The following is a 25,808-nucleotide window of genomic DNA, read 5'->3' as shown; positions in this document are numbered from 1 at the left end:
CGTCGATGATCGTCCCTGCGTCACGGCTTCAGGAAGTCGCCCAGCTGCTGGTCGAGAGCGGGCGCGAGGGTCTTGACGAACGGGAAGCTGAGATGGTTGTTGTCGAGGTAGACCGAGACGTGTCCGAGCTCCGTGTAGCAGGTTCCGTTCGGGCATATCCACGGGGTGAAATCGATGAGACCGATGCGAGCGGACAGACCTTCGGCCGGGTTCGTCTCGGCGAGGGCCCCCGACAGGGGGAAGTCGCAGGGCTCTCCGTTGTACGCGCACTCGTAGTAGTTGTAGATGCTGCTGCGCGGATTGTCGCGGACGCCGAACATCGGGATGCCCGCTGCCGTGACCTCGTCGATCACCTCGTCGATACCGTTGATGACGCGCTCGTCCGGGCTGTCCGGGGCCGCAGCGGTCACGATGGTGAACATCGCGTCGGGATGGATCGCGATCAGCTTGTCCAGGGCCGCCCGCTGCCAGCCGCCGCAGTAGCCGTCGGCCTCTGTCCCCTCATCGTGCTTGTCCAGTGAGCACCAGGGCCGCATGAGCATGACGATGCCCCAGTCCCTGTCCTTCGCGACCGGCTGCAGCGCGCCGGCGAACTCGTTCGCATGAGAATCGCCGATGACGACGACGAGGTGCTTCGCCGTCTCGGCGTTCGACGTCTGCGTGCAGCTCTCCTGCACCTCGGCGATCTCGGACGCGAACCGGCCCTCGCAGGCGCGATCGAGCTTCGCCCAGCGGCTCTCGTCATCGCCGGGGATCGGGATCACGGGGATGCCTCTGCCGTCCCGCGCCGTGTCGCCGCCCATGGCTCCGGTGTACTCGTCCGCGTACGTCGTCTGCTGCGCGGCGGCATTGCTCGTCGTGAGCAGCTGCCAGGGCAGCAGCACAGCCGCCACCAGAGCCGCGCAGACGAGGATGACGCCGGCGTTGCGCCATGCCGAACCGCGCTGTCCCGATGGCAGACGAAGGGGCTTCTCGACGAGCGTCGTCACCAGCCGCGCCAGCATCAGGGAGATAGCGATGATCGCGACACCGTCCAGCAAGGAGGCCTGAGGGCGCTCGCGGACGTTCAACCAGAGGATCAGCACCGGCCAATGCACGAGATACAGTGCGTACGCGTCACGGCCGAGGAGAAGCACCGGACGGGTCGCCAGCATCCGGGAGGGCCCGAACTCTCGCATCTCGGGGTGCTCCCCCTTCGACCTCGTCCCCGCAACGATCACGAGAGCCGCCGAGACGATCGGCCACAGCGCCAGGAACCCGGGGAATCCGCCGCGGACGTCGATGACCATCCCGCACACGACGATGCCGGCCAGCCCGATCCAGCCGAGCCCTGCGCGCAGGAAGCGGTTCATCCGCAGATGGGGAACGGCCAGTGCCAGCAGAGATCCCGCGGAGAACTCCCAAAGCCGCGCACCGGTGTCGAAGTACGCGAAGGTCTGCTGCTCGGCCGTCTCCCAGACCGAGAACGCCAGCGATCCGGCGAACACGAGACCGAACAGCACTCCCATGACTGTCGTGACGGATGCCCTGGTCGCACGGACCGCGAGCGTCCCCACCAGGAACAGCAGCGGCCAGAGCACGAAGACCTGCCCCTGCACGGACAGCGACCAGAAGTGCTGGAGGGGGGACGCCAGCGCGGAATCATGCGCGTAGTAGTCCACGCCGTCGACCGCGAGCACCCAGTTCTGCACATAGCCGAGCGAGGCCCATCCTTCCTTCCACAACTGCGGCCAGGCCGTCTGCGGCAGCAGCAGCCAGCACGCGCCGAGCGTGGCGGCGAGGACGGTCGTCGCCGCCGGCATGAGCCGGCGGAACCGGCTCAGCAGGAAGGTTCCGACCGCCAGAGGTCGACCCGCTTCCATCCGACGCACGAACGACCCCGTGAGGAAGAAGGCCGAAACCATCAGGAACACGTCGACGCCGCCGGATACGCGTCCGATCCACACGTGATAGACCACGACCAGGAGGATCGCGACGGCGCGAAGCCCATCGATGTCGCGCCGATAGCCCCGCGCGCTCTCGGCGTTCGTGGCGGTGCGCGCCGCCGTCCTCAGAGCCCGTCGGGAATCTGCGTCGACCGTCATGCCAGCTGGTTGTTCCACATCGACAGAGCGGACCCGATGGCCATGTGCATGTCGAGGTACTGATAGGTGCCGAGGCGCCCGCCGAAATGAACCCCCTGCTCACCCTTGCCGAGCTCGCGGTACGCCAGCAGACCGTCGCGGTCCGTCGCCGTGTTGACGGGGTAGTAAGGCTCATCACCGCGCTCGGCGAACCGGGAGAACTCCCGCATGATCACGGTCTTGTCCGTCGGGTACCGGTCCGCACGCTCGGGGTGGAAATGCCGGAACTCATGGATCCGCGTATAGGGGACCTCCGCGTCCGGGTAGTTCATCACGCTCGTGCCCTGGAAGTCGCCGACGTCGAGGACCTCTTGCTCGAGATCGATCGTGCGCCAGCCCAGCTCGCCTTCGGCGTAGTCGAAGTAGCGATCCACAGGCCCGGTGTAGACGATCGGCAGCTGACCGACCGTCGCCTTCTTGCTCAGAGGCTGCGCGTCATCGAAGAAGTCGACGTTCAGTCTCACGTCGATGTTCGGGTGGTCCGCCATGCGCTCCAGCCATGCGGTGTACCCGTCGGTGGGCAGGCCTTCCCAGGTGTCGTTGAAGTAGCGGTTGTCGTAGTTGTAGCGCACCGGCAGCCGACTGATGATCGACGCGGGAAGCTCGCGAGCGTCGGTCTGCCACTGCTTCGCCGTGTAGTCGCGGATGAACGCCTCGAACAGGGGCCGCCCGATCAGCGCGATGCCGCGCTCCTCCAGGTTCTTCGCCTCGTGCGCGTCGAACTCCCCCGCCTGCCCGGCGATGAGCGCTCTGGCCTCTTCCGGGCTGTAGGCCGAGCGGAAGAACTGGTTGATCGTGCCGAGGTTGATCGGCAGCGGGTAGACCTCACCGCGGTGCGTCGAGTACACGCGATGCACGTAGTTCGTGAACGTCGTGAAGCGGTTCACGTACTCCCACACGGTCGCGTTGGACGTGTGGAACAGATGCGCGCCGTAGCGATGCACCTCGATGCCGGTCGTCGGCTCGTCCTCGCTGTACGCGTTGCCGCCGATGTGATGACGGCGATCGATGACGGTGACCTTGCGACCGGACGCGGCGGCGCGCTCGGCGATGGTGAGGCCGAAGAAACCCGACCCGACGATGAGGAGATCCATCCCCTGCCCTTCTAGACGGTGCGATTCTGCGAGCATCGGGAGCGATCGCAAAACACATCAAGCCTACGGGTCTTACCTCAACGATGGCTGGGCCGCGCCCGAGAGCCGGGATGATGAGGAGAGTTCGCGCACAGATTGCGTGCGGGCCCTCCCGATAGCATGGACTTTCGCTCCGGCCGAAGCTCGAACGGCGGCCGCCGACGAAGGATGTTTCATGACTCTGGAGATCTTCTGCCCCTTCTGGGGCGATCCCGACCTGCTCTTCGAGACCGTCGATTCGGTCCGCGCCCAGCGCAACGGCGACTGGCGACTCATCGTCATCGACGACTGCTACCCGGACGAGACCGTCGCGGGGCGCTTCGCCCAGATCGAAGACGAGCGCATCACTTACGTGCGCAACGAGAAGAACCTCGGGATCACCGAGAACTACCGTGAGGCGATCCGTCGCGCGAGCACGCCGTACATCGCGATCCTGGGCTGCGACGACCTGCTGCACCCGAACTACGTCGACGTCGTGCTGCGCACCATCGCCGACGCGCCGGAGGCGGATGTCATCCAGCCCGGCGTCGTCGTCATCAATGAGCACGGCGCCCGCGTGACGCCGCTGGTCGACCGCGTCAAACAGGGACTGCTGGCACCCAGGACAGACGGGGCGACCGCCGTGCTGACGGGGCAGGAGATGGCGAGCAGCCTCATCCGCGGTGACTGGCTGTACTGGCCTTCCCTGGCCTTCAGGACCGCGACATTGAAGCGCATCGACTTCCGGGAGGGGCTCCCCATCATCCAGGATCTCGCCCTGCTGATGGACATCGCATTCGACGGCGGCACCCTCGCGTACACCCCCGAGGTCGCGTTCTCCTACCGCCGGCACGGTTCGAGCGCGTCGCAGAAGACCCTCATGGACGGAAGGCGCTTCCGCGACGAGCGCGCCTACTACCGCACCGCTCGGGGTCTTGCCAAAGCCAAAGGCTGGCGGCAGACGGCCCGCGTCGCCGCGATCCGAATGATGTCGCGCCTGCACGCGGTGACCGAGCTGCCGGGCGTCATCCGGCACGGCAACGGGGCTGCGCTAAAATCGACGCTGGCACACATCTTCGCGGGCTGAGGCCTTGCCGACGCGTCGAACCGCCGAGCACTGTCTGACCGTCCCGAGGAGAGCATTTCGATGTCGGAACACGTCCTGATCACCGGAGGAGCCGGATTCATCGGCACCCGTCTCGCTGCGAGGTTCGCCGCCGACGGCCACGCCGTCACGGTCCTGGACTCGCTGATCGCACAGGTGCACGGCGACGACCCTGCGACGACGTCCCCGCTGCTGCGCTCCCTCGACGGGATCGCCGACGTCATCACCGGCACGGTGACGTCGAAGGATGACCTGCGACAGGCGCTCGCCGGCGCGACCATCGTGATCCACCTCGCCGCGGAGACCGGCACGGGTCAGTCGATGTACGAGATCGACCGCTACGTCGACGCGAACGTCGGCGGCACCGCGAAGCTGCTCGACATCCTCGCGAACGAGGAGAACTCCGTGCGTCGGGTCGTCATCGCCTCGTCTCGCTCGATCTACGGCGAAGGCGCGTACGAAACCCCGGACGGTCGCCGCGTCTACCCCGGTCATCGCGCTGACAGCGACATGGCGGCCGGAGACTTCGATGTGCACGTCCCCGGAGAGGGAGCACTCCGGCTCATCCCCACCGATGAGTCGGCGCTGGTCCATCCGTCGTCGGTGTACGGCATCACGAAGCAGATGCAGGAATCCCTCATCATGACGGTGGCGCCCACCATCGGTGTCGAGCCCGTGTCCGTGCGCTACCAGAACGTCTACGGGCCCGGTCAGTCGCTGAAGAACCCCTACACCGGAATCCTCTCGATCTTCTCGACCCTGATCCGCCAAGGCAAGGACATCAACATCTTCGAGGACGGCGAGGAGAGCCGCGACTTCGTGTACATCGACGATGTCATCGAAGCGACCTTCCTCGCTGCCACGGTCCCCGCCGCCGCGGGCGGCATCTTCAACGTCGGCTCCGGCGTCGCGACGAGCGTGAACGAGGTCGTGGCCGCACTGTTCGACGCGTACGGCACGGAGGTGCCCACCCACATCTCCGGCAACTATCGTCTGGGCGACATCCGTCACAACGTGGCCGACACCACGGCCCTGCGAGAGGTGCTGGGCTTCACCCCGCGAGTCGCCTTCGCGGTTGGGGTCAAGCAGTTCGCAGAGTGGGTGCTGACCGAGCCCATCGAGGCGGACGGGTATGAGCGCTCGCTCAAGGAGATGGCGGATCGGAAGCTGCTCAAGTGACTCTCGCCGCCCTGCGCGGCCGGCCGTTCCCGTACCGTGACAACAGCCTCAACCTGTTCCGGCTGGTCCTGGCCGGCCTGGTGCTGATCGCGCACTCGTTCTACACCACAGGCAACGGCGTCGGTCCGCAGCTGCACGGAGAGAACATCGGCGGCTGGGCGGTCGCCGGCTTCTTCGTCATCAGCGGGTTCCTGATCACGCGATCGCGCCTGCGCAGCACGGCAGGCGATTACCTCTTGCACAGGATCGTGCGGATCTTCCCGGCGTTTCTCGTCTGCCTGATCGTGACCGCCGTGGTGTTCGCGCCCGTGGCGATCCTGATCCAGTACGGCACGCTCCGCGGCTACCTGTCCACGCCGGTCACTCCCCTGCAGTTCGTGTGGAGCAACATCACGCTGTTCATGAACCAATACGGGATCGGGCGTTCTCTCAGCGCCGTCCCCTACCCCTCCGTGTGGAACGGCTCGCTGTGGACGCTCTACTACGAGTTCCTCTGCTATGTGCTGGTCTGGCTGCTCGGCGCGCTCGCGTGGTTCCGCCGCAACGCCGTGCTCGCAGCGATCGCCTTCGTTCTCGCGACGGCGGCGCACGCGCTGGAGTCCCAGGTCGCACGCCTGGGTCTCGATGTGAGCTTTCTGCTCTTCCTGAAGCTCGCGCCGTTCTTCCTCGGCGGTGCTCTCGTCTACTTCCTGATCGATCGCTGGGGCGTTAACCGCTGGGTCGGCATCGGATCCCTCCTCGTCGCTGCAGGACTCGCGGTGGGCATCCCGGGGTGGGGCGGCCAGATCGCGGCCCCCTTCATCGCCTACGGCCTCCTGTGGCTGTCGACGGTCGCGCCTCAGCCGACGTGGATCTCCCGGAACGACGTCAGTTACGGCTTCTACATCTACGCCTGGCCCGTGCAGCAGCTGCTCGCGCTGGTGGGATTCGGAGTGGGTGCCGGGGCTCTCGGCCTCCTCGCCTATGACGTCGTCGCGATCGTGATCACCTTCTTCCTTGCCTGGCTCAGCTGGGTCCTCATCGAGCGCCGCGCGATGGCTCGCGTGCGCCGCTCACCGCATTCCCGGTCGCCGCTTCCTCAGCTCGACCCCCGAACCTAAGGCTGCACCGATGCCCCGCGTCCTCGTCGACCTCCTCTCCTACACCGGCACCAAAGGCGGGATGGAGACCTACGCCAGGGAGCTCTACCGCACCCTCGGGACGATGCCCGGCGACTGGGAGTACGTGGGCTTCGTCTCGAAGGAGGGCGCGAAGCTCGACCTGTCCTGGTTCCCCGGAAGGATCGTGGAATCGGGAATCAGCGGTGAGAACCGGTTCATCTGGGCCTGGGGAGAACTGACTCAGGTGGCGCGCGCCGCTTCGCGAGAAGGGGCGGACCTCGTGCATTCGCCCGCAACGCTCGGCCCGCGCCGCACGAAGATGCCCTCCGTGGTCACCATGCACGACATGCTCTACTGGAGCCACCCGGAGCTGATGACCACTCCCCTCTACACGGCACCCGTGAAGTGGATGGAGAAGCAGACCTCCCGCAACGCCACCCGCATCGCGACCATCAGCCCGACCTCGAAGAACGAGCTCGTGAAGTACTTGGGCGTTCCGGCCGATCGCATCGATGTCACACCGCTCGCTGGTCAGGCGCCCGCGAACGTCGACCGGACATTGGCCGGCACCGAGGGGCCCCTGATCCTAGCCATGGGGAACCGTCGCCCCCACAAGAACTGGGGCGCGCTGATCCGCGCCGTCGCGCTCCTTCCCGAATCCCAGCGTCCGCGCATCGTGATCACCGGCGGCCGCGGCGAGGATCCGCTGGCGCCGCTCGTCGACGAGTTGCAGGTAGGCGAGTGGGTCGACCTCCGGGGCTGGCTGGACGACGCCGAGGTCGCTCACCTGTACTCCACGGCGACGGCCCTGGCCATCCCGTCCTTCGCAGAGGGGTTCTCGCTTCCTACCATCGAGGCGATGGCCGCCGGGATCCCTGCACTGCTGAGTGACATCGAGGTGCACCGCTACGTCGGCGGTGAGGCCGCGCGCTACTTCGATCCGTCCGATGATCGCTCCCTGGCAGACCTGCTCGCGAAGATCTCCTCGGATCCGGCTCTCATCGCCGACATGGTGGCATCCGGCTACGAACAGGCCCAGTTGTTCACCTGGGAGCGGACGGCCAGGGAGACGCGCGCCGTCTTCGAGGCCGCCCTGGGCGATTCCTCGCGCCCGTAGGAGGTGCACCGTGCCCCGATCGGACCGGTCGTGCACACGGATCATCGCACCCCTAGTCGTCTGCCTGAACCGGTCCGCTCGTCGTCCGCGCCAGGCCCACGGCGTGCACCACGGCGCCGAGGACGGGCGCGGCGACGAGCGCGAGGAGGATGCGGGTCAGAGCATCGGCGGGGCTCGAAAGGACGCCGACCGTCGCGAGCGCACTGAGCAGCCAGCCCGCGACGTACCAGCGATGTCTGCTCGCCGCGAGCAGCGCGGGACCAGTGATGCAGAGCACGCCCGTGAGCCCGGCGCTGGCGACGATCGCCGCGAAGACCGTGCCCGAGAGCGGCTCGAACCCCGGATAGACCGCGTGCAGGATGATCGGCCCCAACCAGGCGGCGAGGGCCGACAGCGCGGCGACCGCGACGAGCAGCCCGCCGACCCAGCGCAACACGGTGGACGCGTGGTGTCTGCTCTCCCGGAAATGCACCAGGAGGTAGCCCTGCAGCGCGACCAGGGGCACCACGAGCGGGGCGCGCGTGAGCGAGATCACCAGGATCAGCGAGGCCAGCTGCCCTTCGCCGGCATCGGACGCGAGGGCACGCAGAAGCAGCGGGAGTCCGCTGATCAGCGCCCCCGTGGCGAGGGACGCGACGAGGGTCGCGGAGGCGTTGCGGAAGAGTTGCGCCATCCCGACGTCGAGGTGCAGATGCGCAGCGATCCGCCTGCCGCGCCACGCCCAGATGATCAGGACCGCGAGGAGGAAAGGCACAGCCACCGCCCACCCCATGAGCGCCGCGCTTCCGCCCATCAGGACGGCGAGCCCCAGCGCCACAGCGCGGATCAGCGAATCGGAGACGGTCATGCCGCCGACTCCGCGCCAGTCCTGAACCCCGTACAGAGCTCCGCTGACCGCCGCGATCAGGCAGTACCCGAAGGCGGCGACCGTGATGGCGAGCACCAGAGGGGCGGTGTCGGAGGGGAAGACTCGCGGACCGATCACCGCGAAGATCGCTGCCACGATCGCGGCGGCGGCGATCGCCGCCGCCACCGCGAACACACGCCATGTGGGGTAACCGCTGCCGTCGGGTCCCGACCGCGAGGCCCGCGTGAGCTCCTGCTGCACGCCCGCAAGGCAGGACACGATCAGGTACGTCGCAGACCAGAACGTCGTGAAGGCGAGGTAGTCGCCCTGCCTCAGCAGCGGCGGGATCGCGGCCTGGATGACGTAGCCGATCCCTCCGGCCAGGACGGTCGCGACCAGGACGGTCCGCAGCCCTCCGCCGGGCCGAGCCTGGTCAGTCATCAGTGAGGGAGGCGCCCGGACGGTCGCTCTCACCCGACTCGAGCACTTCGATGCGGCGCACGAGACCATCGTGATCGGCCCGCAGAATCGCGAGCTCCTCCGCCGCACGACGTATCTCATCCTCCGCCTGGGAGAGTTCCCAGGAAAGATGGAGTGCGACCCCCAGGAGCAGCAGGATCGCCATGGCGAAGAGCAGGTTCGCCGGCAGGACCACGCCGAACGCGGAGGTGAGTCCCAGGAGGAGGCCAGGGAAGACTCCGAGGACCAGCATTCCCAGACCGATGATGATCCACAGGGCGGCGTACTTCTCCCGCAGGCGCCGGGTCAACAGCAACGTCGTGACGATCACGAGCATCGCGAGCCCGAGCACGATTCCGGTGACGGCGATCATGCGGTCTCCTCCGCTCGACGGGGCGACCGCGGACGTCGCAGCAGGGCGAGTCCCAGCGCGAGCACGGATCGGGCGAGATAGATCGTCGAGCCGATGGGCCCCTGGCTCGGCGTCCCGTGCACCCGCGGGCGCATCGCGACGGGCACCTGGGTGACGGTGAGTCCGGCATGGCATGCCACGACGAGGGAGTCCAGCGTGTCCCCCAGATACTCGGCGGGATAGTAGCTCACGTACTGGTCGATCGCCCGAGAGTTCGCGGCCCGGAAGCCGCTCGTGACGTCGGTGAGTCGCGTGTGCGCCACCCGTGAGACGATCCCCGCGAGCACGACCATCGCCCATCGGCGCGGCCCGCGCACCTTGTAATCCCCGACGTCGCTGAATCGCGCGCCGATCGAGATGTCGGCGTCCGCGAGCCCGTCGAGCACACGTTCGATGTCGGCGGGGTTGTGCTGCCCGTCCGCATCGACCTGGATCGCCCGGCGGTAGCCCTTGCGCTGCGCGTAGGTGAACCCGGTGCGCATCGCCCCCCCGACGCCGAGGTTGAACGGGAGGGTGAGGACCATAGCCCCCGCGTCCCGTGCGACCCGGGTAGTCGCGTCGATCGAGCCGTCGTCGATCACGGCGACGTGATAGTCGCGCCCGGTGGCGAGGATCTCGCGCACCGTGTTGCCGACGTTGCGCTCCTCGTTCCAGGCCGGCACGATCACCAGCACGGTGTCAGGAGTCTGCGTCATAGTGCCTCCAGTCTATCGACGCGGTCCGGTGAACCGAGCGGAGCCCGCGGCTCGTCCCGCTTCCCTGACGCCGCCTCGGCTCAGCATCCCGACGAATGCCCGCTGGTAGTGTGTGGGGCGCATCGAGCGGCCGCCGACACGATACGTGGCGGCGATGACGCCCGCACCGCACAGGATCACCCCGGAGGAGAAGCAGTCGTGAGCAAGCGTGCACTGGTGACAGGGATCACCGGCCAGGATGGCCATCATCTCGCAGAGCAGCTCCTCGAGAACGGCTACGTTGTCCACGGCCTGATCCGGGGGCAGAACAACCCGAAGCGCGCCGCGTTCGAGGCCGCCTTCCCTGACGTGCGTCTTCTCGAGGGCGACCTCACGGATCCCGCCGCGCTCGTGCGTGCGGTGGAGGACTCGGATCCGACAGAGTTGTACAACCTCGCTGCGATCAGCCACGTGGGCTACTCCTTCAAGAACCCCTCCCTCACAGCCGATGTCACGGGCAAGGGCGTCCTGAACGTCCTGGAAGCCGTGCGCGTGACGGGGCGCGCCGAGTCCACGCGCGTCTATCAGGCGTCGACGTCGGAGATGTTCGGCGGGCTCGACTACAACCGTCCCGGCAGCGGCTACGACGAGCAGTCGCTGTTCCACCCGCGCAGCCCCTACGGGGTCGCCAAGCTGTACGGGCATTGGATCGCCCGGAACTATCGCGAGAGCTACGGCATGTTCGTCTCGTGCGGGATCCTGTTCAACCACGAGGGCGAGCACCGCGGACCGGAGTTCGTTACCCGGAAGATCACCCGCGCCGTGGCACGGATCAAGCTGGGCCTGCAGGACAAGATCGTCCTCGGGGACCTGTACCCGAAGCGGGACTGGGGGTACGCGGGCGACTACGTGCGCGGAATGTGGCAGATGCTGCAGCACGACGAACCGGACGATTTCGTCCTCGCGACGGGCGAGACCCACTCCATCGAGGACTTCCTCACCCGCGCGTTCGCCGAGGTGGGGATCGACGACTGGCGCCCGTATGTCGTGCAGGACCCGGCCTTCATGCGTCCCGCGGAAGTCGACATCCTGCTCGGCAACCCCGAGAAGGCCGAGCGCGTGCTGGGCTGGCGCCGTGAGACGTCGTTCGAGGGCCTGGTGTCCCTCATGGTGAGCAACGACCTCGCGCTCGAGGGCGCCGGCACCAGATGACGACCGACGCGAAGCGCTCGATCGTCGTCACCGGCGCTTCCGGCTTCGTCGGACGTCATGTCATCGCGGAGGCGCTCGGTCGAGGCCACGACGTTCACGGCATCGCACGCGCCGACGCGTCCTGGCCCGATCGCGACCGGCTGAGCTCCTGGCACGTCGCCGACCTGAGAGACGGCTGGCCGGCCGGCCTGCACGCGGACGCCGTGATCCACCTCGCCGGACTCGCCGCCGTCGGCCCTTCCTTCGCCCAACCGCAGCAGTACATCACCGCGAACAGCGCCATGATGACCGCTGTCGGAGAAGCCGCTCTCGCCGGAGCGATCGGAGGCCGTATCCTGGTCGTGAGCACCGGAGGCGTCTACGCCGGCGGCGGCGAGACGCCACTCACCGAGGACTCCCCTCTCGCCGCGAGCTCACCGTACGCGGTCAGCAAGATCCTCGTGGAGCAGCAGGCCGACTACTATCGGCGCCGCGGCATCGACACCGTCGTCGCACGCCCCTTCAACCACATCGGCCCCGGCCAGGCCCCAGGATTCCTCGTGCCGGACCTCTACACGGCATTGCGAGCGCTACCCGTGGGCGCACCGCTGTCCACGGGAAACCTGTCCACCCGACGCGACTACACGGACGTGCGGGACATCGCCCGCGCCTACCTCGACCTCATCGACGCCGAATCACTGCAGCACACCACCTACAACGTCAGCAGCGGCGCCTCCCTCTCCGGCCTCGAGATCCTCGCGCTCGTCTGCGAAGCGATCGGCCACGACCTTCCCGACCTCGTCGACGACCCCGCACGATGGCGCCCCACCGATCTGATGGAGATCACCGGCTCCAGCGCCCGACTGCGCGACGAACTCGGATGGGCGCCCCAGCGCACACCCCGCACCGCGATCAAGGATTTCGCGGCTAGTCGGCTCACAGCATCCGACCGCATCTGACACCTGGCCCGGTCGGTGCCCCGCGACGGCGTGCAGAGATCGTGGCGACGTCGAACACGCCTGCGGACGGGTCCTCCAGATCGCATCGGTAGCATGGTCGCGTGTCCCCATCGCGTTCCCGCTCCCAGTCCGCGCGCTTGACCGCCGTCATCGCCATCCCTCTTCTGGCGGTGCTTGCACTGTTCTCGTGGTCGTTCAGCTCCGCGGTAGGGTCCAGCCCGGACGACGATTTCCACCTCGCATCCATCTGGTGCGGGCTCGGCGATCGACCCGGACTCTGCGAGGAACCCACTGGCACCAGCGGATCTGTCGAGCGCAAGGTGCCGACACCGGTCGCTCAGGCGATCTGTGCGGCGCAGCACTCCGACATTAGCGGGAGCTGCTGGAAGGAGGACGCCCCCGGACTGGCGCTGGTCAAGCGCGCGAACATCGATCATCTGTACCCCCCGGTGTTCTACGGGGCGATGTCGGTCTTTGCCAGCAAGGACGTCGCCGCGTCCGTGGTCGCGATGCGGCTCGCCAACTCGGTCATCGCAGTCGGGCTCATCACCGCGGTGTTCCTGTTCCTGCCACGACGCCTGCGCCCGGCGCTTGTCATCTCGGTGATCGCAGCATCGGTGCCGCTCGGCCTCTTCGTCTTCGCCTCGACCAATCCGTCGTCCTGGGCTCTGCTGTCCGCCGCGACGGTGTGGGTGTCGCTGTACGGCGCACTCATCGCTCCGGCCCGGAGGCAGACGGTCGTGCTGACCTCGCTCGCCGTGCTCGCAGCCCTGCTCGGCGCCGGCGCCAGAGCCGACGCCGCGCTGTTCGCCGTCTTCGGCGCGATGATCGCTCTCTGGCTCGGTCTGCGACGCGGCCGCGGCCTACTGGTCCCGCTCGTGGGCGGTGCGGCCGTCGTGGTCCTCAGCGCGGCACTGTACCTCTCCGCGTCTCAGAGCAGTGCGGCCACAGGAGGACTCGGCGGCTACGGCAGCCACCTCAGCGGCGGCGAGCTGGTCCGCAACGCGCTGGACATCCCCAGCCTCTGGATCGGCATCTTCGGATACTGGCCCCTCGGCTGGTTCGACACCGGCGTTCCCTCTGTCGTGTGGGTTCTCGGGTCGGCCGTCTTCGGCTTCGTGCTGCTCACAGGTCTCCACGGCGCCACCCGACGCCGGATCGTCGCTTCGCTCGCCACGCTCGCCGCGATGTGGTTCGTGCCGTTCTACATCCTCTGGCAGTCCGGGGCGCATGTCGGCCAGGGCGTGCAGCCTCGCTACATCATGCCTCTGATGATCATCGCGCTCGGTGTCTCGGCAGCGAACGAGAAGGCACGGACGCTGTGGCGCGGATGGCCGCTGATCATCTCCGCGGCCGCCCTGGCGCTGACTAATGCGGTCTCGCTGCACATCAACATCCAGCGCTACACGACGGGCCTCGACGTCACGAATGTGGATCCGGGTTCGCACGCCGAGTGGTGGTGGGGCTGGGCGCCTTCGCCGATGGGAGTGTGGCTGATCGGCTCGGTCGCCTTCGCGCTGCTCCTCGCCGGTCTCCTCTGGGCCAATCGCCTGTTCTCCGACGACGCGGACAATGAGCCCGCGGATGCCGACTCCGCGAACGAGCTCGCGTCCGTCTACGACTCGTCGAAGACGGAGAACCAGGTGGCCGCGCTCGACAGCGACGCCGCGTCGGCGCGGTAGCGCCGCGCCAACGCGGGCCACTTCCACCAGAGCACGATGACGGAGCGCAGCGCACCAAGGAAGTGCTTCGCGGCACTGCGCCGATCGCGGCGCAGCAGGAATCCGCTGCTCCCCGTCGCGCTCTGCAGGAATGCGGTATCGACCAGACCCAGGGACCACCACTTTCCGTGCTCGCGCCGCAGCGTGACGACCTCGCGCATGGGAAGTCCGCCCGGCGCGCCGACCCGGCGTCGGAGCTGATGGGCGAGGACTCGCAGAAGCCGTCCCGCCGTGGCCACCGCGCCCCGCGGCGCGACAGGTACCGCGACTTCCTGCGCCACGGACAGATCTTCGCGGGTCTGCAGAGCCTGTCCCTCCTCGGCGAGGATGGCACGGACACGTCCGGGCGCGCTCCGCAGGCCGGTCACGAGATGACCGGGGCCCTCAAGCACATCGCGCACGGCGGCTCGTCGCACCGCAGCGGATCCGTACTGCAGGCACAGCACATGGTTGACGTCGAGGGCGAGCATGTCGGGCAGCAGAGCGCCGCCACGTCGCCGCGGCGAATGAAGCAGCGCGGCGATCAGACGATTGCGCAACTGGTAGTAGGCCTGCCAGTCGAGCCCGTCATCCTTGGCCGTCCAGGGCACGTGCCAGAGCGCTGCGCCCGGAAGCGTGATGGTCCGATGCCCCGCCGCCGCGGCGCGCAAGCCGAACTCGGCGTCGTCCCATTTGATGAACAGCGGCAATGACGCGCCCACCGACTCCACGACGGAAAGCGGGATGAGACACATCCACCAGCCGTTGAAATCGACCGGACAGGGCTCGCTCAGGACCGGCAGCCGATCCGGACCCGCTTCCGCCAGATCGAGACCGGCGAGCTCGGGGTGCACCGGCTCCCACCAGAACCGGCGACGATTGACCCGCTCGCCCCAGGAATGCAGGCGCGTCGGTTCGGTGAGCCGGAGCATCTGCGCTCCGATCAGCGGCTCGTGCTGCGCGTGCTCCGCGCGCGCGAGCATCCGCAGCAGCGATTCCGGCTCCAGGTTCACGTCGTCATCCAGCACCAGCACGTGGCTGGCGGGGGTGCTGCGGGCCTCCAGCATGCCCCGGCTGAATCCTCCGGAGCCCCCGAGGTTGTCCTGCTCGATGACTCGGAGCAGAGGCCCCCAGGGCCGGGCCGCCTCCGCGAATCCGGGGTTGCTCCGGATCTGCTGCGTGCCCTGATCGGTCACGACCACCTGCAGGATCCTCTTCTTCACCTGGGGATCAGAAGCCAGCCGTGCGATCAGGGCCACACAGTCATCCGAGCGGTTGAAGGTCGTGATCGCGATGGACACGCTCGTCTCCGGTCGCGCTGGTTCCGGGGCCGACCACTCGGCGTCGTGCAGCGTGACCGGCCCAGAGGCGTCGACATCGAACCAGATCCAGCCCGCGGAGCGCTCATCCAGAGGCAGCTCGAGAGACCAGTCCCCGGACGCGGACGAGTCCGCGAGATCCCGCACCATGCCGGCCGCATCGGTTCCCCGCACGTGTATGCGCGCTTCTCCGTCGATGCGCAGCGACAGCCGAAGGCGGTCGAAGCCTGTATCGGCCCACGCCACGCGCGGAAAGCCGCCGAAGTACGTCGCGAATGATGCGTGCGCCTCCGCCCCGAGACGGAGCGAGGTGCGCCCGACGATCTCGGATTCGCCGTCCACGCGCACGTACAGGTCCCGCGTGCCCGGGGGCACGGCATCATCCGGAAGCACGATCCGCTGGACCGGGCGCCACGTGATCTCCGGCCGCGCGCTCATCGCATCCGCCGTGCACGCCACCGGCGCCGAGCCGCGCCGACCAGGCGTTGGCCGATCGTCCGCCGCTCATCCAGCTGACGGGACACCTCGTCCTGCACGTATCGCGCCAGGAACAGCGCAAGCCCATCGCCATGTCCTGCGACGTACGCGCGCAGCGCCTCGTCCCGGATCCGGCGGTCGTAGTACTCGTGCTCGCTTTCGAGCAGGAACATGCTGTTCCCCAGAGCGCCGGTGGAGTTCGGGCGCTGCATCCAGTACGCGAGCACTTGGTCTCCGAGGAATCCGATCGGGTGCCGCGCCGCCACTCGCAGGTTGAACTCCCAGTCCTCGGCCGCGTGGACGTCTTCCCGGTAATAGCCGACCTCATCATGCAGGGAGCGGCGGTAGAGATAGGCGATCGGGACGAAGCGGTTCACCTGCAGGAGTTCCGCATAGGTGATCGCCGTCAGAGCCGGCCAGAACGGCACGCGGCCGGTCTCCTCGAGCCCCGTGGCCGTCTCACGTTCGTACACGATTTCAGTACGGGCCACGACACCGCCATCGCCGGGATTCCGATCGAGCCAGTCGACGGTCGCGGCGAGGAAGTCGGGATGCCAAAGATCGTCGTCATCATGCAGCACGACGTAGTCGCCGGTGAGAGCCTGCACTCCGATGTTCGCGGCCGCTGACCGTCCCCTGCTGTCCGAGTGGTGGACCGCAGAGATCCGCCCCCGGGCCGCACCACGAACCGCGGCGATGACACGGTCGACCGCCGCGGAGTCTCCCCCGTCATTGACGATCACAGCGCGCCAGTCCTCGAAACGCTGCGACAGGATGTCGTCCAGCGCACGAGCCAGCATCGCGGGACGATCCTTAGTGCGCACCACGATGCCGACGCGTTCGGACGCGGCGTCGAGCGTCATGGTCTCGTCCCCGGAACTCGTACTCACAGGCGCTTCCCTCCCGGCCGACCGAACCGTCCGAGGCTATCATCCGCATAGACTTCCACCGTGCTGAGCATGCTTCGGGCGCAGTGGCGCCGATCCCGATCCCTGCCCGTGCTGGGGAGTCTGCTCGCCGCCGCCGACCGGTTCTGGTGGGCCCGCACGATCCGCCGTGCGCGCGTCGTCGATCTCGAATTCGTCCGCGCCCAGCATCCCGGACGTCGGATCGGCATCCGCCGGGCCGTGCGTGCATACGTGCGGGGCGGGTATCGCAACGGACTCGTCCTCAACCCCCTGTTCCTGGAGGGACAGGTCTCCGCACAGCTGCCGGATTCGGATCGGGTCCCCGCGCTCTACGCCTACCTCGTCTCCGATCCAACCGAGATCGAGACCACCGCCGCCTGGAGCGCTCCCGATCATGCGCGCCATCACCCGAGAGCGATCGGAGCGGCAGGCGGCCCCTTGGGGCATGCGTGGCGCATGCTGGAGGACGGGAGCACACTTCCGATGCGCTCCGGCTCGCGGCTCGGTCTGCGCGAGATACGACAGGCGGCCCTCTCCGCGCAGAGGACTCCGTCGGCCGGCGCTCCGGACGAAGGCGGATCCGGGACGTCCGGTGCGGACGCCCTCCTCGAACTCGATCTCGGCGTCGGAGACGAAGACGGCCGCATTCTCGCGGTGCTCACGGCGTTCCTCGGAACCAGGGAGCACGATCGCGCGATCCTCGACCTTCGGGCGGCACGGCAGGATCTGCGGGTCGCCGCGCGGCTGCTCGCGCTGGCCGACCCCCGTGTCGACATCCGGGGCCGCACAGCAGTGGTGCCCGTGGAGGGCACGCTCGTGCTCCGCCGGCAAATCGGCGTGGACGTGGATGCGCGCACGTTGAGGGCCCTTGTCGACGGCGCCGTCGACGGCCCCGTCGCACCTCTGCTTCTGGCCGCGGACGGCACCGTGGCCTCCGCGGGCGTGGTCGCGCACGACGAAACCGGATTCGCACTGCTCGCCGGCTTTCCCGCAGAGGATGCACGCGCTCTCGGCTCCACGGGGCCGTCGGCCGCGCTGCACGCGCCGGTCTCCGCACGACGTGACGGCGATGCCGGCTCGCCGCGTGTCCTGCTCGACCTGACCGTCATCGCCTCGGAGGCGTTCCCGGACTCCATCGCCCTTCGAGGGACCGCGGAATCGGTGCTTCCGCAGCTCGGCCGCGGGCTGGCCTTCAACGGGTGGACCCCGCGGGGCCCGGCCATCGGGCGGACTGCCCACACGTTCGAGCTCCCCGACGGCACCGCGGTTCCGCGGCTCCGCTGGGCGATCAAGACGGCGGCGCCGGCAGGCGCGAAAGGCGAGAGCTGGGGCGACACGCATTTCGCTCGAGCCCTGGCTGCGGCGCTCGAGCGGATCGGGCAGTATGCCGCGGTCGATGCCCGTCCGGCCGCACAGCGCAGCACCACGGAGTACGACGACGTGACGCTCGTCCTGCGCGGGCCGCACCGGATCGCGCCGCCGTCGACGGGAGTGCGGCTGCTCTGGATCATCAGCCACCCGGACGAGATCACGTCAGCCGAACTCGCCGACTTCGACCTGGTGTTCGCCGCGTCGCGCCCATGGGCGCGCGAGGCCGCCCACCGTTTCGGCCGGCCGGTCGAGCCGCTGCTGCAGTGCACCGATCCGACCCGTTTCCACCCCACCGGTGCTCGCCGGGACGGATCCATCGTCTTCGTCGGGACCGCACGTGGCCTGCATCGCCCTGCCGTCGTCGCGCCGATCGCAGCCGGCCTGCCGCTCCGGGTGTACGGCCCCGACTGGCGCGGCTACATCCCCGCGGCGCACATCGCAGCCGCCGGGATCGCGAACGACGATCTGCCCTCGCGCTATGAGACGGCCGGCGTCGTGCTCAACGACCACTGGCCGGCGATGCGGCGGCACGGCTTCATCTCGAACCGGCCCTACGATGTGCTCGCCGCCGGCGGCCGCGTGATCAGCGACGAGGTCGACGGCATCGCGCAGGAGTTCGAGGGCGCCGTGCCGACCTTTCAGGACGGCGACGAGCTCGTCGCCCTCCTGAACGGCGACCTGGACTCGCTGTTCCCCGACGCCGACGAGAGCGCGCGGATCAGCGCGCTCGTCCGCGAGCGCGACTCCTTCGATGCGCGGGCGCGGGCACTGCTGGACGCCGCGCTCACTGCACGCTGACGCTGCCCCCCGCGGGTCCGATCGTCTGCGCCGATCCCGCCACCGTGAAGCTCGCGCCGCCTTCGAGAGAGTGTGCACTCGGCGTGCTGAGACCGACGACATTCGCATTGACGACGTAGCGACCGGATCCGAGGCGGGCATCGCTCACGCGGAGTTCGACGCTGCGCTCGCCGTCGATCGGCTCCAGCTCGACCCCGGCCAGATCCGTGTTGGACGCCAGAGCCATGTGACCGGACCCGGTGTCCACGCTGAAGCCCAGCGCCCAGGATTCGACCCGCACATCGGAGCGGACTCGGATCCGGACGATGAACGGTGATCCGGAGCTGATCTCGTCGACCTTCCGCCCCGACTCATCGCACACCTCGATGCCGAGCACCTTCATCGACTGCATCGACAGGTTGTGCTGCCCGTCGCGCTCCGAGCCTTCTTTGAGGATCTCCCTGAATCGCTCTACCGCCGTCTCCGGGATGCCGTCGAAGACGACCTTCCCGTGGTCCAGCAGCAGCACCCGATCGCAGAGTTCCTCGATCTGTCCCAGCGCATGGCTGACGAAGATGATCGATCGGCCCTCTTTCTGGAACTCCTCGATCTTGTCCATGCACTTCTTCTGGAACGCCTCGTCCCCGACCGCGAGCACCTCGTCCACGAGAAGGATGTCGGGATCGGTGTGGACTGCGACGGCGAACGCGAGACGGACGTACATGCCCGAGGAGTAGAACTTCACCTGCGTGTCGATGAAGTCGCCGATGCCCGAGAAGTCGAGGATCTCCGCGAATCGGGACGCGGTTTCCTCGCGTGTCAGACCGAGCAGGGAGGCGTTCAGGTAGACGTTCTCGCGACCGGTCAGGTCGGGATGGAACCCGGCTCCCAGCTCCAGGAGCGCTGCGACGCGTCCGCGTTGCCGCACCTCGCCCGACGTCGGCTGAATGATCCCGCCGATCACTTTGAGCAGCGTGCTCTTGCCCGAGCCGTTGTGACCGATCAGGCCCAGCGTGCTCCCGGCACGGATCTGCACGGATACGTCGTTCAGCGCCCAGTAGTCCTCGCGATGGCGGCGTCCGGCACGACCGAGCGTGACGATGCGTTCCTTCAACGAAGAGTCGCGGCGTACCGTGAAGCGCTTTGAGACATCGGCGACGTCGACCACCACCGGGCGGTCGAGCACAGCGGGCGCGGCGTTCATCATCTCGTCCATGCTGTCACTCACAGTTCCTGCGCGAAGTTGCCCTGCAGGCGCAGGAAGACACGGTGGCTGAGCACCAGAAGAACCAACCCGACGACCAGTGCGACGAGCTGCCGCAGCAGCAGATCACCAGGCTGGGGCAGGCTGTCGCCGGCCACCCAGAAGGCCTTCTGGAATCCGATGACGGCCAGCGTGAGCGGATTGTTCGTGTAGATCTCGAGGATCCAGGGGTGCTTGATCAGGCCCTTGACCATCGACCACGCGTACACCACGGGCGACGCCCAGAACAGCAGCATGGTCGCAACCTCGACGAGATACTGGATGTCGCGCAAGTACACGTTCAGAGCGCCCAGGAGCAGCGCGAATGCGAGCCCGTAGACGATGATCAGAGCGAGCGCCGGAATGACGTATGCCAGCTGCGGATGGATCGGCGGCTTGCCGGCGACCACGGTCGCGACCAGCAGGACCAGCAGCTGAACGCCGAAGTTGAACAACGCCGATCCTGTCGACGCCAACGGGAACAGCTCGCGCGGCACATAGACCTTCTTGACGAGGCCGGCGTTCGCGAGGATGGAACCGGTGCCGCCGACGGCGATCTCGGTGAACAGCCCCATCGCGGTCAGTCCCGAGAAGATGAAGATCGCGAAATCGGGGATGCCTCTGGCCGCGCCGATGAACTGCCCCAGCACGACGAAGTAGATCAGCAGCTGCACGAGCGGACGAGCGAGCGACCAGAGGAAGCCGAGCGCGGAGTCCTTGTAGCGCGACTTCAGATCGCGCTTGATCAAGAGGTCGAGCATCTCTCGGTGCGCGAGGATGTCGCGGATCGAGCCGGCGAAGCCGCGGGGTGTGAATGGACGAAGCCCCCCGACTTCGCGAAGGGGAAGGGTGCTCAAGCGCGTATAGCGCTCCGAGGCCGATCCGGGTTGGGCCACAGACATAACGTGCAGTTTACCGATCTGGTTGTCGAGCATGCGGGAGGCGGGAGGTTCTCAGCGGTTGCGCCACGAGGACGGATGCCGAAGCCTCCAGAGGATGCCTCTGGCCTGCTCCGTCCGGCGATAGACGCCCTTGGCACGGTCCCGCAGCTGCGGTGCATGGAGGGTGACGAACATCCGACCGAGATCACGAGCCGTGCCGTAATCCCATTCGCCGAGTCGGCGCAGCAGCTGAATCTTGTCCATGGTGGTGCCCGGCATGGTCATGGACAGCTGATCGAGATTGTAGCTGAGCGCCGTGTAGCTCATCGAGAGATACTCGGATGTCGCAATGGTCCGGGTGTGATAGCCGCGCTCACCTGCCGCATAGGACGGCATCCGCTCCAGCACATGCGCGAGCCCTCCGTCCTGATAGGCATCGGCGCCGCCGAAGCCCTCGTAGGTCCACGCATGCTCGACCAGCAGACGCAGCGCGTCGGGCCGTGCGAAGTACATCGACCCGAATGGCGCGAGCGGCGAGCCCTCGTCGAGGGGCACGCGGATACCGAGCGTCCGGCACCACTCCGCGAAGGCGGGCTTGTTCTGCCACCAGCCATGTCCGATCGTGGGATGCCCGAGGTGAACCGTCGGTGGAAAGGCCAGGCCGAGACCCGGCTCGCGCTGGAAGAGCGCGACCACGTTCGCGGCGTAGCCCGGCGAGTTCAGCAGATTGCCGAACTGCTGCTCCTTGAAATGCGCGCCGACGGCCGGTGCGTCCTGCGGGGTCTTCTTGGAGTGGATCTTGACGAGAAGGTCGTATCCGCCGTTCAGGATCTCGTCGCGGCATCCGACCAGGAACGCGCCCTGATCCCGGCCGTTGTTGGACTCCAGGACCCGCACCTGCGCATCGCCACGGAGCGTCCGAGCCGCGAGGCGCTCACGGATGTCGACGGCGCGTGACTCCTCAGGAGTCGTGATCAGCAGATCGTACGCTCCCGGCAGGTTGTCCGCCCGGTCGAGCATCTCATCGGTCATCTCCGGATAGAAGACGTGCGCGATCACCAGAGTGCGCAGCGGCGCAGCCGGGTCGTACGAGTCGTCCTCCTCTGGCAGTACGGACAGCAGAGCCGCCCCCGCGTTCATGACACGAGGCGCGACGTTCCTCGCCATGTCCGCATAGATCAGGTCGATCGGATATCCGTATTCCTGGGCCGAATCCAGCGTCCATCGGCTGACGACGCCCGATTGGTCGAGATACGGCGGCCACTGGAAGAAGGCGCGTCGTTTCAGAGTGGGGCAACCCGCTTCGAGAAGCTGTCGCGCATAGAGCACCGGGTAGTTCTCCGGGGTGTCCAGGAGCAGCGGGAACGCGACGTCCCCGACGAAACCGTGCCCGGTGAAATGCTCGGTGAACACGCCTTCATGCTTGACGACGGCGTCGGAGTAGGTCGTCATCTCGGGCAGATCGCGCCAGTACTGCGCCCACTCCGGCGAAAGGATCATGTCGCGCCGGACCGCGACCCAATAGGACTGCAGGTGATACGGCAGGTACCCGGTGTGGGTGAACGGGTGCGGCTCCACACGAGCGTGATCCGTGAGACCCCAGAAGTGCACGGCACGCTCATCCATGCGTTCGAAGACGTCGGCGAACGAGCGGACAGGACCGTACCAGGTGTCGTTCGCAATGACGACCTCGTCGTACTCGGCGATGCCGTCACCGATGTGATCGAGGCCGAATTTGTAGCCCCAGATGTCGTAGCCGCGGTTCTCGCGTTCGACGACCTCGTCGCTCACCGTCGCGAGACGTTCACGTCCACGCCCGGTCAGGCTGCCGTTCACCACCGCCAGGATGCGCGCCGAGTGTGCACGCAGAGCCGTCAACGCGTGCAGCACGTAGTCCTCGACGTCCCCCCTGGGGTCGTAGACCACGTAGATGAGCAGGCGCCTGCCATCCCTCGGGAAGACCTCGGCCGCGCGCGGATACGCCGGGATCAGCTCGCTCGTCGCGGTCATAGGTCTCCCCCGTCGTCCTTGTGCTCGTTGCGCACCGCCGAGAGGACGCGCTTCCCCATCAGACCCGCGTTGCGCGCCGTGCGATACAGCGGCTGCATCACGCTCGCAACCCGAGGATGGTTCAGATTGATGTACATCCGCGTGAGAGCCACCACCCCGCCGTAGCCCGTCCAGCCGGCGCGGCGCAGCAGGTGGATCTGCTCGACCGGATATCCGCGGGTCGTCATCGAGAGCTCGTCGAGCTTGAACTCGAGAGCGGTGTGCGAGATCTGGGCATGCTCGCGGTTCAGCACCGTGCGGCAGTGATAGCCCGCCTCGGCGGCCGCCAGCCCGAGCAGCCGCTCCTGGACGCGGGTGAGCTCGACCCAACGCGCGCGGCGGCTGCGGTGGTAGTCGCCCACGGTCCAGTCATGCTCGGCGAAGATCCTGAGGGCGGACGGGCGGCCGATCCACATCCCGCCATAGGGCGCGAGAGGCGACACCTCGTCGAACGGGACCGTGATCCCGAGCACGTCAGCGAGATCCTCAGCGGGCTCACGGTATGCGCCCCAGCCCCGCCCCATCGTCCCGTACCCGATGTGCACTATCGGCGGGAACACCATCCCCAGCCCGGGTTCTCTGCGGAAGAAATCGAAGATGCGCTGCACGTATCCGGGGCCGCTCAACAGGTTCTCCAGCTGATATCGCCGCCCGTACTCGCGGATGTTGAGTGTCTTGCGTCGCGGCTCGCGCCCGTGCACGCGGATGACGAGGTCGTAGCGATCGGACAGCAGGATGTCGCGGCAGCCGATGAGGAGAGCCCCCATGTCGCGTCCTCCGGGGACCCACGTCACCCTGACTTCGGCGTTCCTGGCCCAATCGCGCTCGCTCGAACGCAACCGCGCCTTCAGCTTCGCCGCCTTGCGCCCGTCCGTCGTGGTGACGACGAGATCGAAGGGTCCCGGGATCTGTCGGAGCCGCTCAGCGAGCTCGTCCACGAAACCGAGGTGCGGTACATGCGCCAGCACCACGACGCGCAGCGGAGCATTCCCCTTGGTCTCCGCATCCGCTCCCGGAGCCGCGTCGGGCAGTATCTCGAGCATGCCCGCCAAGGCGTTGAGCGCAGCCGGGGGCGTGGTGCGGACGACGGCACGCCAGAGGAGTTCGACCGGATAGCCCTGTCTGTCCATCTCGGCCACGATCGGTCGCACGAGCACGGCGAACCTGTCCAGAAGAGGCGGGAACTGTGCGAACACCGCTCTCAAGAGCACGGGGCATCCCGCGTCGATCAGCGCTCCGGGAGCGAGGACACCGGGATTGCCACGGGGTCCCAGAACGGCGGAGAAGGCTGTGGAGCCGCGTACGCCCCGCGCTTCCAGAGCCTCCGCGAACGCGTCCTCACCGTCCTCCCGCGGGACCGCCCAGTATTCCTGCCAGGCCCGCGAGTCGACGGCGTCCGCGCTGACGGCAGTCCATGTCCACGGCATGAGGGGCCGCGAGAATCCCTCGAGGGGGAAGGCCTCGGGATGACGATCCGTCGTCTCGATCAGCCGCCACACTCCTGCGTCCGATGCGGCCATGCGACCGACGACGTCGTCGAAGGATCCGATGGGGCCGAACCATCCGTTGCCGGTGAACAGCACTTCCTCATAAGGCGTGACATCGATGGTCTGAAGAGCGGTCCTGTAGGCCCTGGCATCGACGGCGACCCCGTCGTGGCGCACGATCTCATCGCTGAGTTCGGCGACGGCGTCGAGATGTCCTGCCGCGAGTCCGGGTTCGACGATCACCACAAGCCGCGCGGCCAGCGGGCGCAGTGCCTCGAGCTGATGCCGAGTCGCGTCGTCGGCGTCACCGCGATCCGAATGCAGCGCAAAGAGGACGATTCGACCCGCGCCGGGGCGGATCCCCGCCTCCGGCTCCACGTGACCCGTCCCGGTCATGCCTGCTGCGCGGGAAGCTGACGACCCTGCGCGAGAGCCTTCAGCAGATAGGCTCCGTAACCGCTCTTGACGAGTGGCTCCGCGCGCTCCCGCAGCTCGTCGTCGCTGAGGAAGCCCATGCGCCACGCCACTTCCTCGGGGCACCCGATGGAGAGTCCCTGACGCTTTTCGACCGTGCGAACGAATTCCGTGGCCTCGGCGAGGGAGTCGAACGTCCCGGTATCGAGCCAGGCGGTGCCACGCGTCAGCAGCTGCACCTGCAGCTTGCCGCGCTCGAGGTACTCACGGTTGACATCGGTGATCTCGAGTTCGCCGCGGGGCGAGGGTTTGAGGTTCTTCGCGATCTCGACGACGTCGTTGTCGTAGAAGTACAGGCCCGGCACGGCATAGTTGCTCTTCGGCTGGGCGGGCTTCTCCTCGAGCGAGACCACCCGTCCTTCGGCATCGAACTCGACCACGCCGTACGCGGTCGCGTCATCGACCCAGTAGCCGAACACCACGCCGCCGTCCAGCTCGGTGTACTTGCGCAGCTGCGTTCCCATCCCCTGGCCGTAGAAGATGTTGTCGCCGAGCACGAGCGCCGCCGATTCGGATCCGATGTGCTCCTCGCCGAGGATGAAGGCCTGAGCGAGACCGTCCGGTGACGGCTGCGTCTTGTAGGTGATGGACACGCCGAAGCGCGAGCCATCACCAAGGAGCCGCTGGAACGCCTCCGCATCATGCGGAGTCGTGATCAGCAGGATGTCGCGGATGCCCGCCAGGATGAGCGTCGACAGCGGGTAGTAGATCATCGGCTTGTCGTACACCGGGACGAGCTGCTTCGACGTGCCGAGGGTGATCGGGTGCAGCCGGGAGCCGGTGCCACCGGCCAGGATGATTCCACGCATGCCCCCATTCTCTCGCATGACGTGCACTTTCCTGT

20 protein-coding genes are annotated in these 25,808 nt (G+C 67.6%); 8 read left to right on the top strand and 12 right to left on the bottom strand.

The window, feature by feature from the left end:
• Positions 1 to 20 precede the first annotated feature (20 nt).
• Positions 21 to 2,084 (bottom strand): acyltransferase family protein, encoded by a 2,064-nt coding sequence (locus tag LXM50_RS06950; protein WP_233310577.1) that lies wholly within the window; start codon positions 2,082 to 2,084, stop codon positions 21 to 23.
• Complete coding sequence (gene glf, locus LXM50_RS06945) at positions 2,081 to 3,217, bottom strand: UDP-galactopyranose mutase (protein WP_233310576.1); 1,137 nt, start codon at positions 3,215 to 3,217, stop codon at positions 2,081 to 2,083. Before glf ends, LXM50_RS06950 begins: the two co-directional genes overlap by 4 nt.
• A 214-nt stretch (positions 3,218 to 3,431) precedes the next feature.
• Here glf and LXM50_RS06940 point away from each other — a divergent pair, with 214 nt between their 5' ends.
• Genes LXM50_RS06940 through LXM50_RS06925 form a run of 4 tightly spaced genes read left to right on the top strand, consistent with a single transcriptional unit; the run spans position 3,432 to position 7,736 of the window.
• The gene (locus LXM50_RS06940; RefSeq protein WP_233310575.1) at positions 3,432 to 4,322 is read left to right on the top strand and encodes a glycosyltransferase; all 891 of its coding nucleotides are present in this window, start codon (positions 3,432 to 3,434) and stop codon (positions 4,320 to 4,322) included.
• Between the two features lie 60 nt (positions 4,323 to 4,382).
• A complete protein-coding gene (locus tag LXM50_RS06935) occupies positions 4,383 to 5,519 on the top strand; it encodes an NAD(P)-dependent oxidoreductase (RefSeq protein ID WP_233310574.1) in 1,137 nt (378 codons plus the stop codon).
• Complete coding sequence (locus LXM50_RS06930; protein WP_233310573.1) at positions 5,516 to 6,619, top strand: acyltransferase; 1,104 nt, start codon at positions 5,516 to 5,518, stop codon at positions 6,617 to 6,619. Before LXM50_RS06935 ends, LXM50_RS06930 begins: the two co-directional genes overlap by 4 nt.
• Before the next feature lie 10 nt (positions 6,620 to 6,629).
• A complete protein-coding gene (locus tag LXM50_RS06925; protein ID WP_233310572.1) occupies positions 6,630 to 7,736 on the top strand; it encodes a glycosyltransferase family 1 protein in 1,107 nt (368 codons plus the stop codon).
• A gap of 52 nt (positions 7,737 to 7,788) precedes the next feature.
• On the opposite strand, the gene LXM50_RS06920 is transcribed toward LXM50_RS06925, so the two are convergent.
• From LXM50_RS06920 to LXM50_RS06910, 3 genes are read right to left on the bottom strand one after another with little or no spacing between them, the layout of a single operon-like run.
• Positions 7,789 to 9,024 carry a hypothetical protein gene (locus tag LXM50_RS06920; RefSeq protein WP_233310571.1) on the bottom strand — a complete coding sequence of 412 codons (1,236 nt, stop codon included), beginning with the start codon at positions 9,022 to 9,024 and terminating at the stop codon, positions 7,789 to 7,791.
• Entirely contained in the window at positions 9,017 to 9,415 is a 399-nt protein-coding gene (locus LXM50_RS06915) for a DUF2304 domain-containing protein (protein WP_233310570.1), read from the bottom strand. The genes LXM50_RS06920 and LXM50_RS06915 overlap by 8 nt, the downstream gene beginning before the upstream one ends.
• Entirely contained in the window at positions 9,412 to 10,149 is a 738-nt protein-coding gene (locus LXM50_RS06910; protein ID WP_233310569.1) for a glycosyltransferase family 2 protein, read from the bottom strand. Before LXM50_RS06910 ends, LXM50_RS06915 begins: the two co-directional genes overlap by 4 nt.
• A gap of 198 nt (positions 10,150 to 10,347) precedes the next feature.
• Here LXM50_RS06910 and LXM50_RS06905 point away from each other — a divergent pair, with 198 nt between their 5' ends.
• The 3 genes from LXM50_RS06905 to LXM50_RS06895 all read left to right on the top strand — a co-directional run bounded on the left by LXM50_RS06905 (position 10,348) and on the right by LXM50_RS06895 (position 13,960).
• Complete coding sequence (locus LXM50_RS06905; RefSeq protein WP_233310568.1) at positions 10,348 to 11,340, top strand: GDP-mannose 4,6-dehydratase; 993 nt, start codon at positions 10,348 to 10,350, stop codon at positions 11,338 to 11,340.
• Positions 11,337 to 12,278 carry an NAD(P)-dependent oxidoreductase gene (locus LXM50_RS06900; RefSeq protein WP_233310567.1) on the top strand — a complete coding sequence of 314 codons (942 nt, stop codon included), beginning with the start codon at positions 11,337 to 11,339 and terminating at the stop codon, positions 12,276 to 12,278. Before LXM50_RS06905 ends, LXM50_RS06900 begins: the two co-directional genes overlap by 4 nt.
• Before the next feature lie 101 nt (positions 12,279 to 12,379).
• Positions 12,380 to 13,960: a DUF2142 domain-containing protein gene (locus tag LXM50_RS06895; RefSeq protein ID WP_233310566.1), complete on the top strand. Its 1,581-nt coding sequence runs from the start codon at positions 12,380 to 12,382 to the stop codon at positions 13,958 to 13,960.
• Here LXM50_RS06895 and LXM50_RS06890 read toward each other — a convergent pair.
• A complete protein-coding gene (locus LXM50_RS06890; RefSeq protein ID WP_233310565.1) occupies positions 13,894 to 15,735 on the bottom strand; it encodes a glycosyltransferase in 1,842 nt (613 codons plus the stop codon). The two genes, LXM50_RS06895 and LXM50_RS06890, sit on opposite strands and share 67 nt — an antisense overlap.
• Positions 15,732 to 16,664 carry a glycosyltransferase family 2 protein gene (locus LXM50_RS06885; protein WP_233310564.1) on the bottom strand — a complete coding sequence of 311 codons (933 nt, stop codon included), beginning with the start codon at positions 16,662 to 16,664 and terminating at the stop codon, positions 15,732 to 15,734. The genes LXM50_RS06890 and LXM50_RS06885 overlap by 4 nt, the downstream gene beginning before the upstream one ends.
• 60 nt (positions 16,665 to 16,724) lie before the next feature.
• Between LXM50_RS06885 and LXM50_RS06880 the strand changes: the two genes are divergently transcribed.
• A complete protein-coding gene (locus LXM50_RS06880) occupies positions 16,725 to 18,851 on the top strand; it encodes a glycosyltransferase (protein WP_233310563.1) in 2,127 nt (708 codons plus the stop codon).
• Here the strand turns inward: LXM50_RS06880 and LXM50_RS06875 are convergent.
• From LXM50_RS06875 to rfbA, 5 genes are all read right to left on the bottom strand, one after another.
• Positions 18,838 to 20,037 (bottom strand): ABC transporter ATP-binding protein, encoded by a 1,200-nt coding sequence (locus LXM50_RS06875; protein ID WP_374107814.1) that lies wholly within the window; start codon positions 20,035 to 20,037, stop codon positions 18,838 to 18,840. The two genes, LXM50_RS06880 and LXM50_RS06875, sit on opposite strands and share 14 nt — an antisense overlap.
• Before the next feature lie 17 nt (positions 20,038 to 20,054).
• Entirely contained in the window at positions 20,055 to 20,834 is a 780-nt protein-coding gene (locus LXM50_RS06870; protein WP_233310561.1) for an ABC transporter permease, read from the bottom strand.
• A gap of 192 nt (positions 20,835 to 21,026) precedes the next feature.
• Positions 21,027 to 22,964, bottom strand: a complete 1,938-nt coding sequence (locus tag LXM50_RS06865; RefSeq protein ID WP_233310560.1) for a rhamnan synthesis F family protein — start codon at positions 22,962 to 22,964, stop codon at positions 21,027 to 21,029.
• The gene (locus tag LXM50_RS06860) at positions 22,961 to 24,886 is read right to left on the bottom strand and encodes a rhamnan synthesis F family protein (RefSeq protein WP_233310559.1); all 1,926 of its coding nucleotides are present in this window, start codon (positions 24,884 to 24,886) and stop codon (positions 22,961 to 22,963) included. Before LXM50_RS06860 ends, LXM50_RS06865 begins: the two co-directional genes overlap by 4 nt.
• On the bottom strand, positions 24,883 to 25,773 hold the full coding sequence (gene rfbA / locus LXM50_RS06855) for a glucose-1-phosphate thymidylyltransferase RfbA (protein ID WP_233310558.1): 891 nt from the start codon (positions 25,771 to 25,773) through the stop codon (positions 24,883 to 24,885). The genes LXM50_RS06860 and rfbA overlap by 4 nt, the downstream gene beginning before the upstream one ends.
• Between the last annotated feature and the right edge of the window lie 35 nt (positions 25,774 to 25,808).

Origin of the sequence: Microbacterium sp. Au-Mic1, assembly GCF_021341785.1 — a bacterium.
Lineage (GTDB): Bacteria > Actinomycetota > Actinomycetes > Actinomycetales > Microbacteriaceae > Microbacterium.
Note: the sequence above shows the minus strand (reverse complement) of the source record. Positions and strands in the feature narration are given on the sequence as shown.

Excerpts from the sequence above, each read along its gene's own strand:
- LXM50_RS06950 (WP_233310577.1), bottom strand. The coding sequence starts at position 2,084 with ATGACGGTCGACGCAGATTCCCGACGGGCTCTGAGGACGGCGGCGCGC.
- glf (WP_233310576.1), bottom strand. The coding sequence starts at position 3,217 with ATGGATCTCCTCATCGTCGGGTCGGGTTTCTTCGGCCTCACCATCGCC.
- LXM50_RS06940 (WP_233310575.1), top strand. The coding sequence starts at position 3,432 with ATGACTCTGGAGATCTTCTGCCCCTTCTGGGGCGATCCCGACCTGCTC.
- LXM50_RS06935 (WP_233310574.1), top strand. The coding sequence starts at position 4,383 with ATGTCGGAACACGTCCTGATCACCGGAGGAGCCGGATTCATCGGCACC.
- LXM50_RS06925 (WP_233310572.1), top strand. The coding sequence starts at position 6,630 with ATGCCCCGCGTCCTCGTCGACCTCCTCTCCTACACCGGCACCAAAGGC.
- LXM50_RS06920 (WP_233310571.1), bottom strand. The coding sequence starts at position 9,024 with ATGACTGACCAGGCTCGGCCCGGCGGAGGGCTGCGGACCGTCCTGGTC.
- LXM50_RS06915 (WP_233310570.1), bottom strand. The coding sequence starts at position 9,415 with ATGATCGCCGTCACCGGAATCGTGCTCGGGCTCGCGATGCTCGTGATC.
- LXM50_RS06910 (WP_233310569.1), bottom strand. The coding sequence starts at position 10,149 with ATGACGCAGACTCCTGACACCGTGCTGGTGATCGTGCCGGCCTGGAAC.
- LXM50_RS06900 (WP_233310567.1), top strand. The coding sequence starts at position 11,337 with ATGACGACCGACGCGAAGCGCTCGATCGTCGTCACCGGCGCTTCCGGC.
- LXM50_RS06890 (WP_233310565.1), bottom strand. The coding sequence starts at position 15,735 with ATGAGCGCGCGGCCGGAGATCACGTGGCGCCCGGTCCAGCGGATCGTG.
- LXM50_RS06875 (WP_374107814.1), bottom strand. The coding sequence starts at position 20,037 with ATGATGAACGCCGCGCCCGCTGTGCTCGACCGCCCGGTGGTGGTCGAC.
- LXM50_RS06870 (WP_233310561.1), bottom strand. The coding sequence starts at position 20,834 with ATGCTCGACCTCTTGATCAAGCGCGATCTGAAGTCGCGCTACAAGGAC.
- LXM50_RS06865 (WP_233310560.1), bottom strand. The coding sequence starts at position 22,964 with ATGACCGCGACGAGCGAGCTGATCCCGGCGTATCCGCGCGCGGCCGAG.
- LXM50_RS06860 (WP_233310559.1), bottom strand. The coding sequence starts at position 24,886 with ATGACCGGGACGGGTCACGTGGAGCCGGAGGCGGGGATCCGCCCCGGC.
- rfbA (WP_233310558.1), bottom strand. The coding sequence starts at position 25,773 with ATGCGTGGAATCATCCTGGCCGGTGGCACCGGCTCCCGGCTGCACCCG.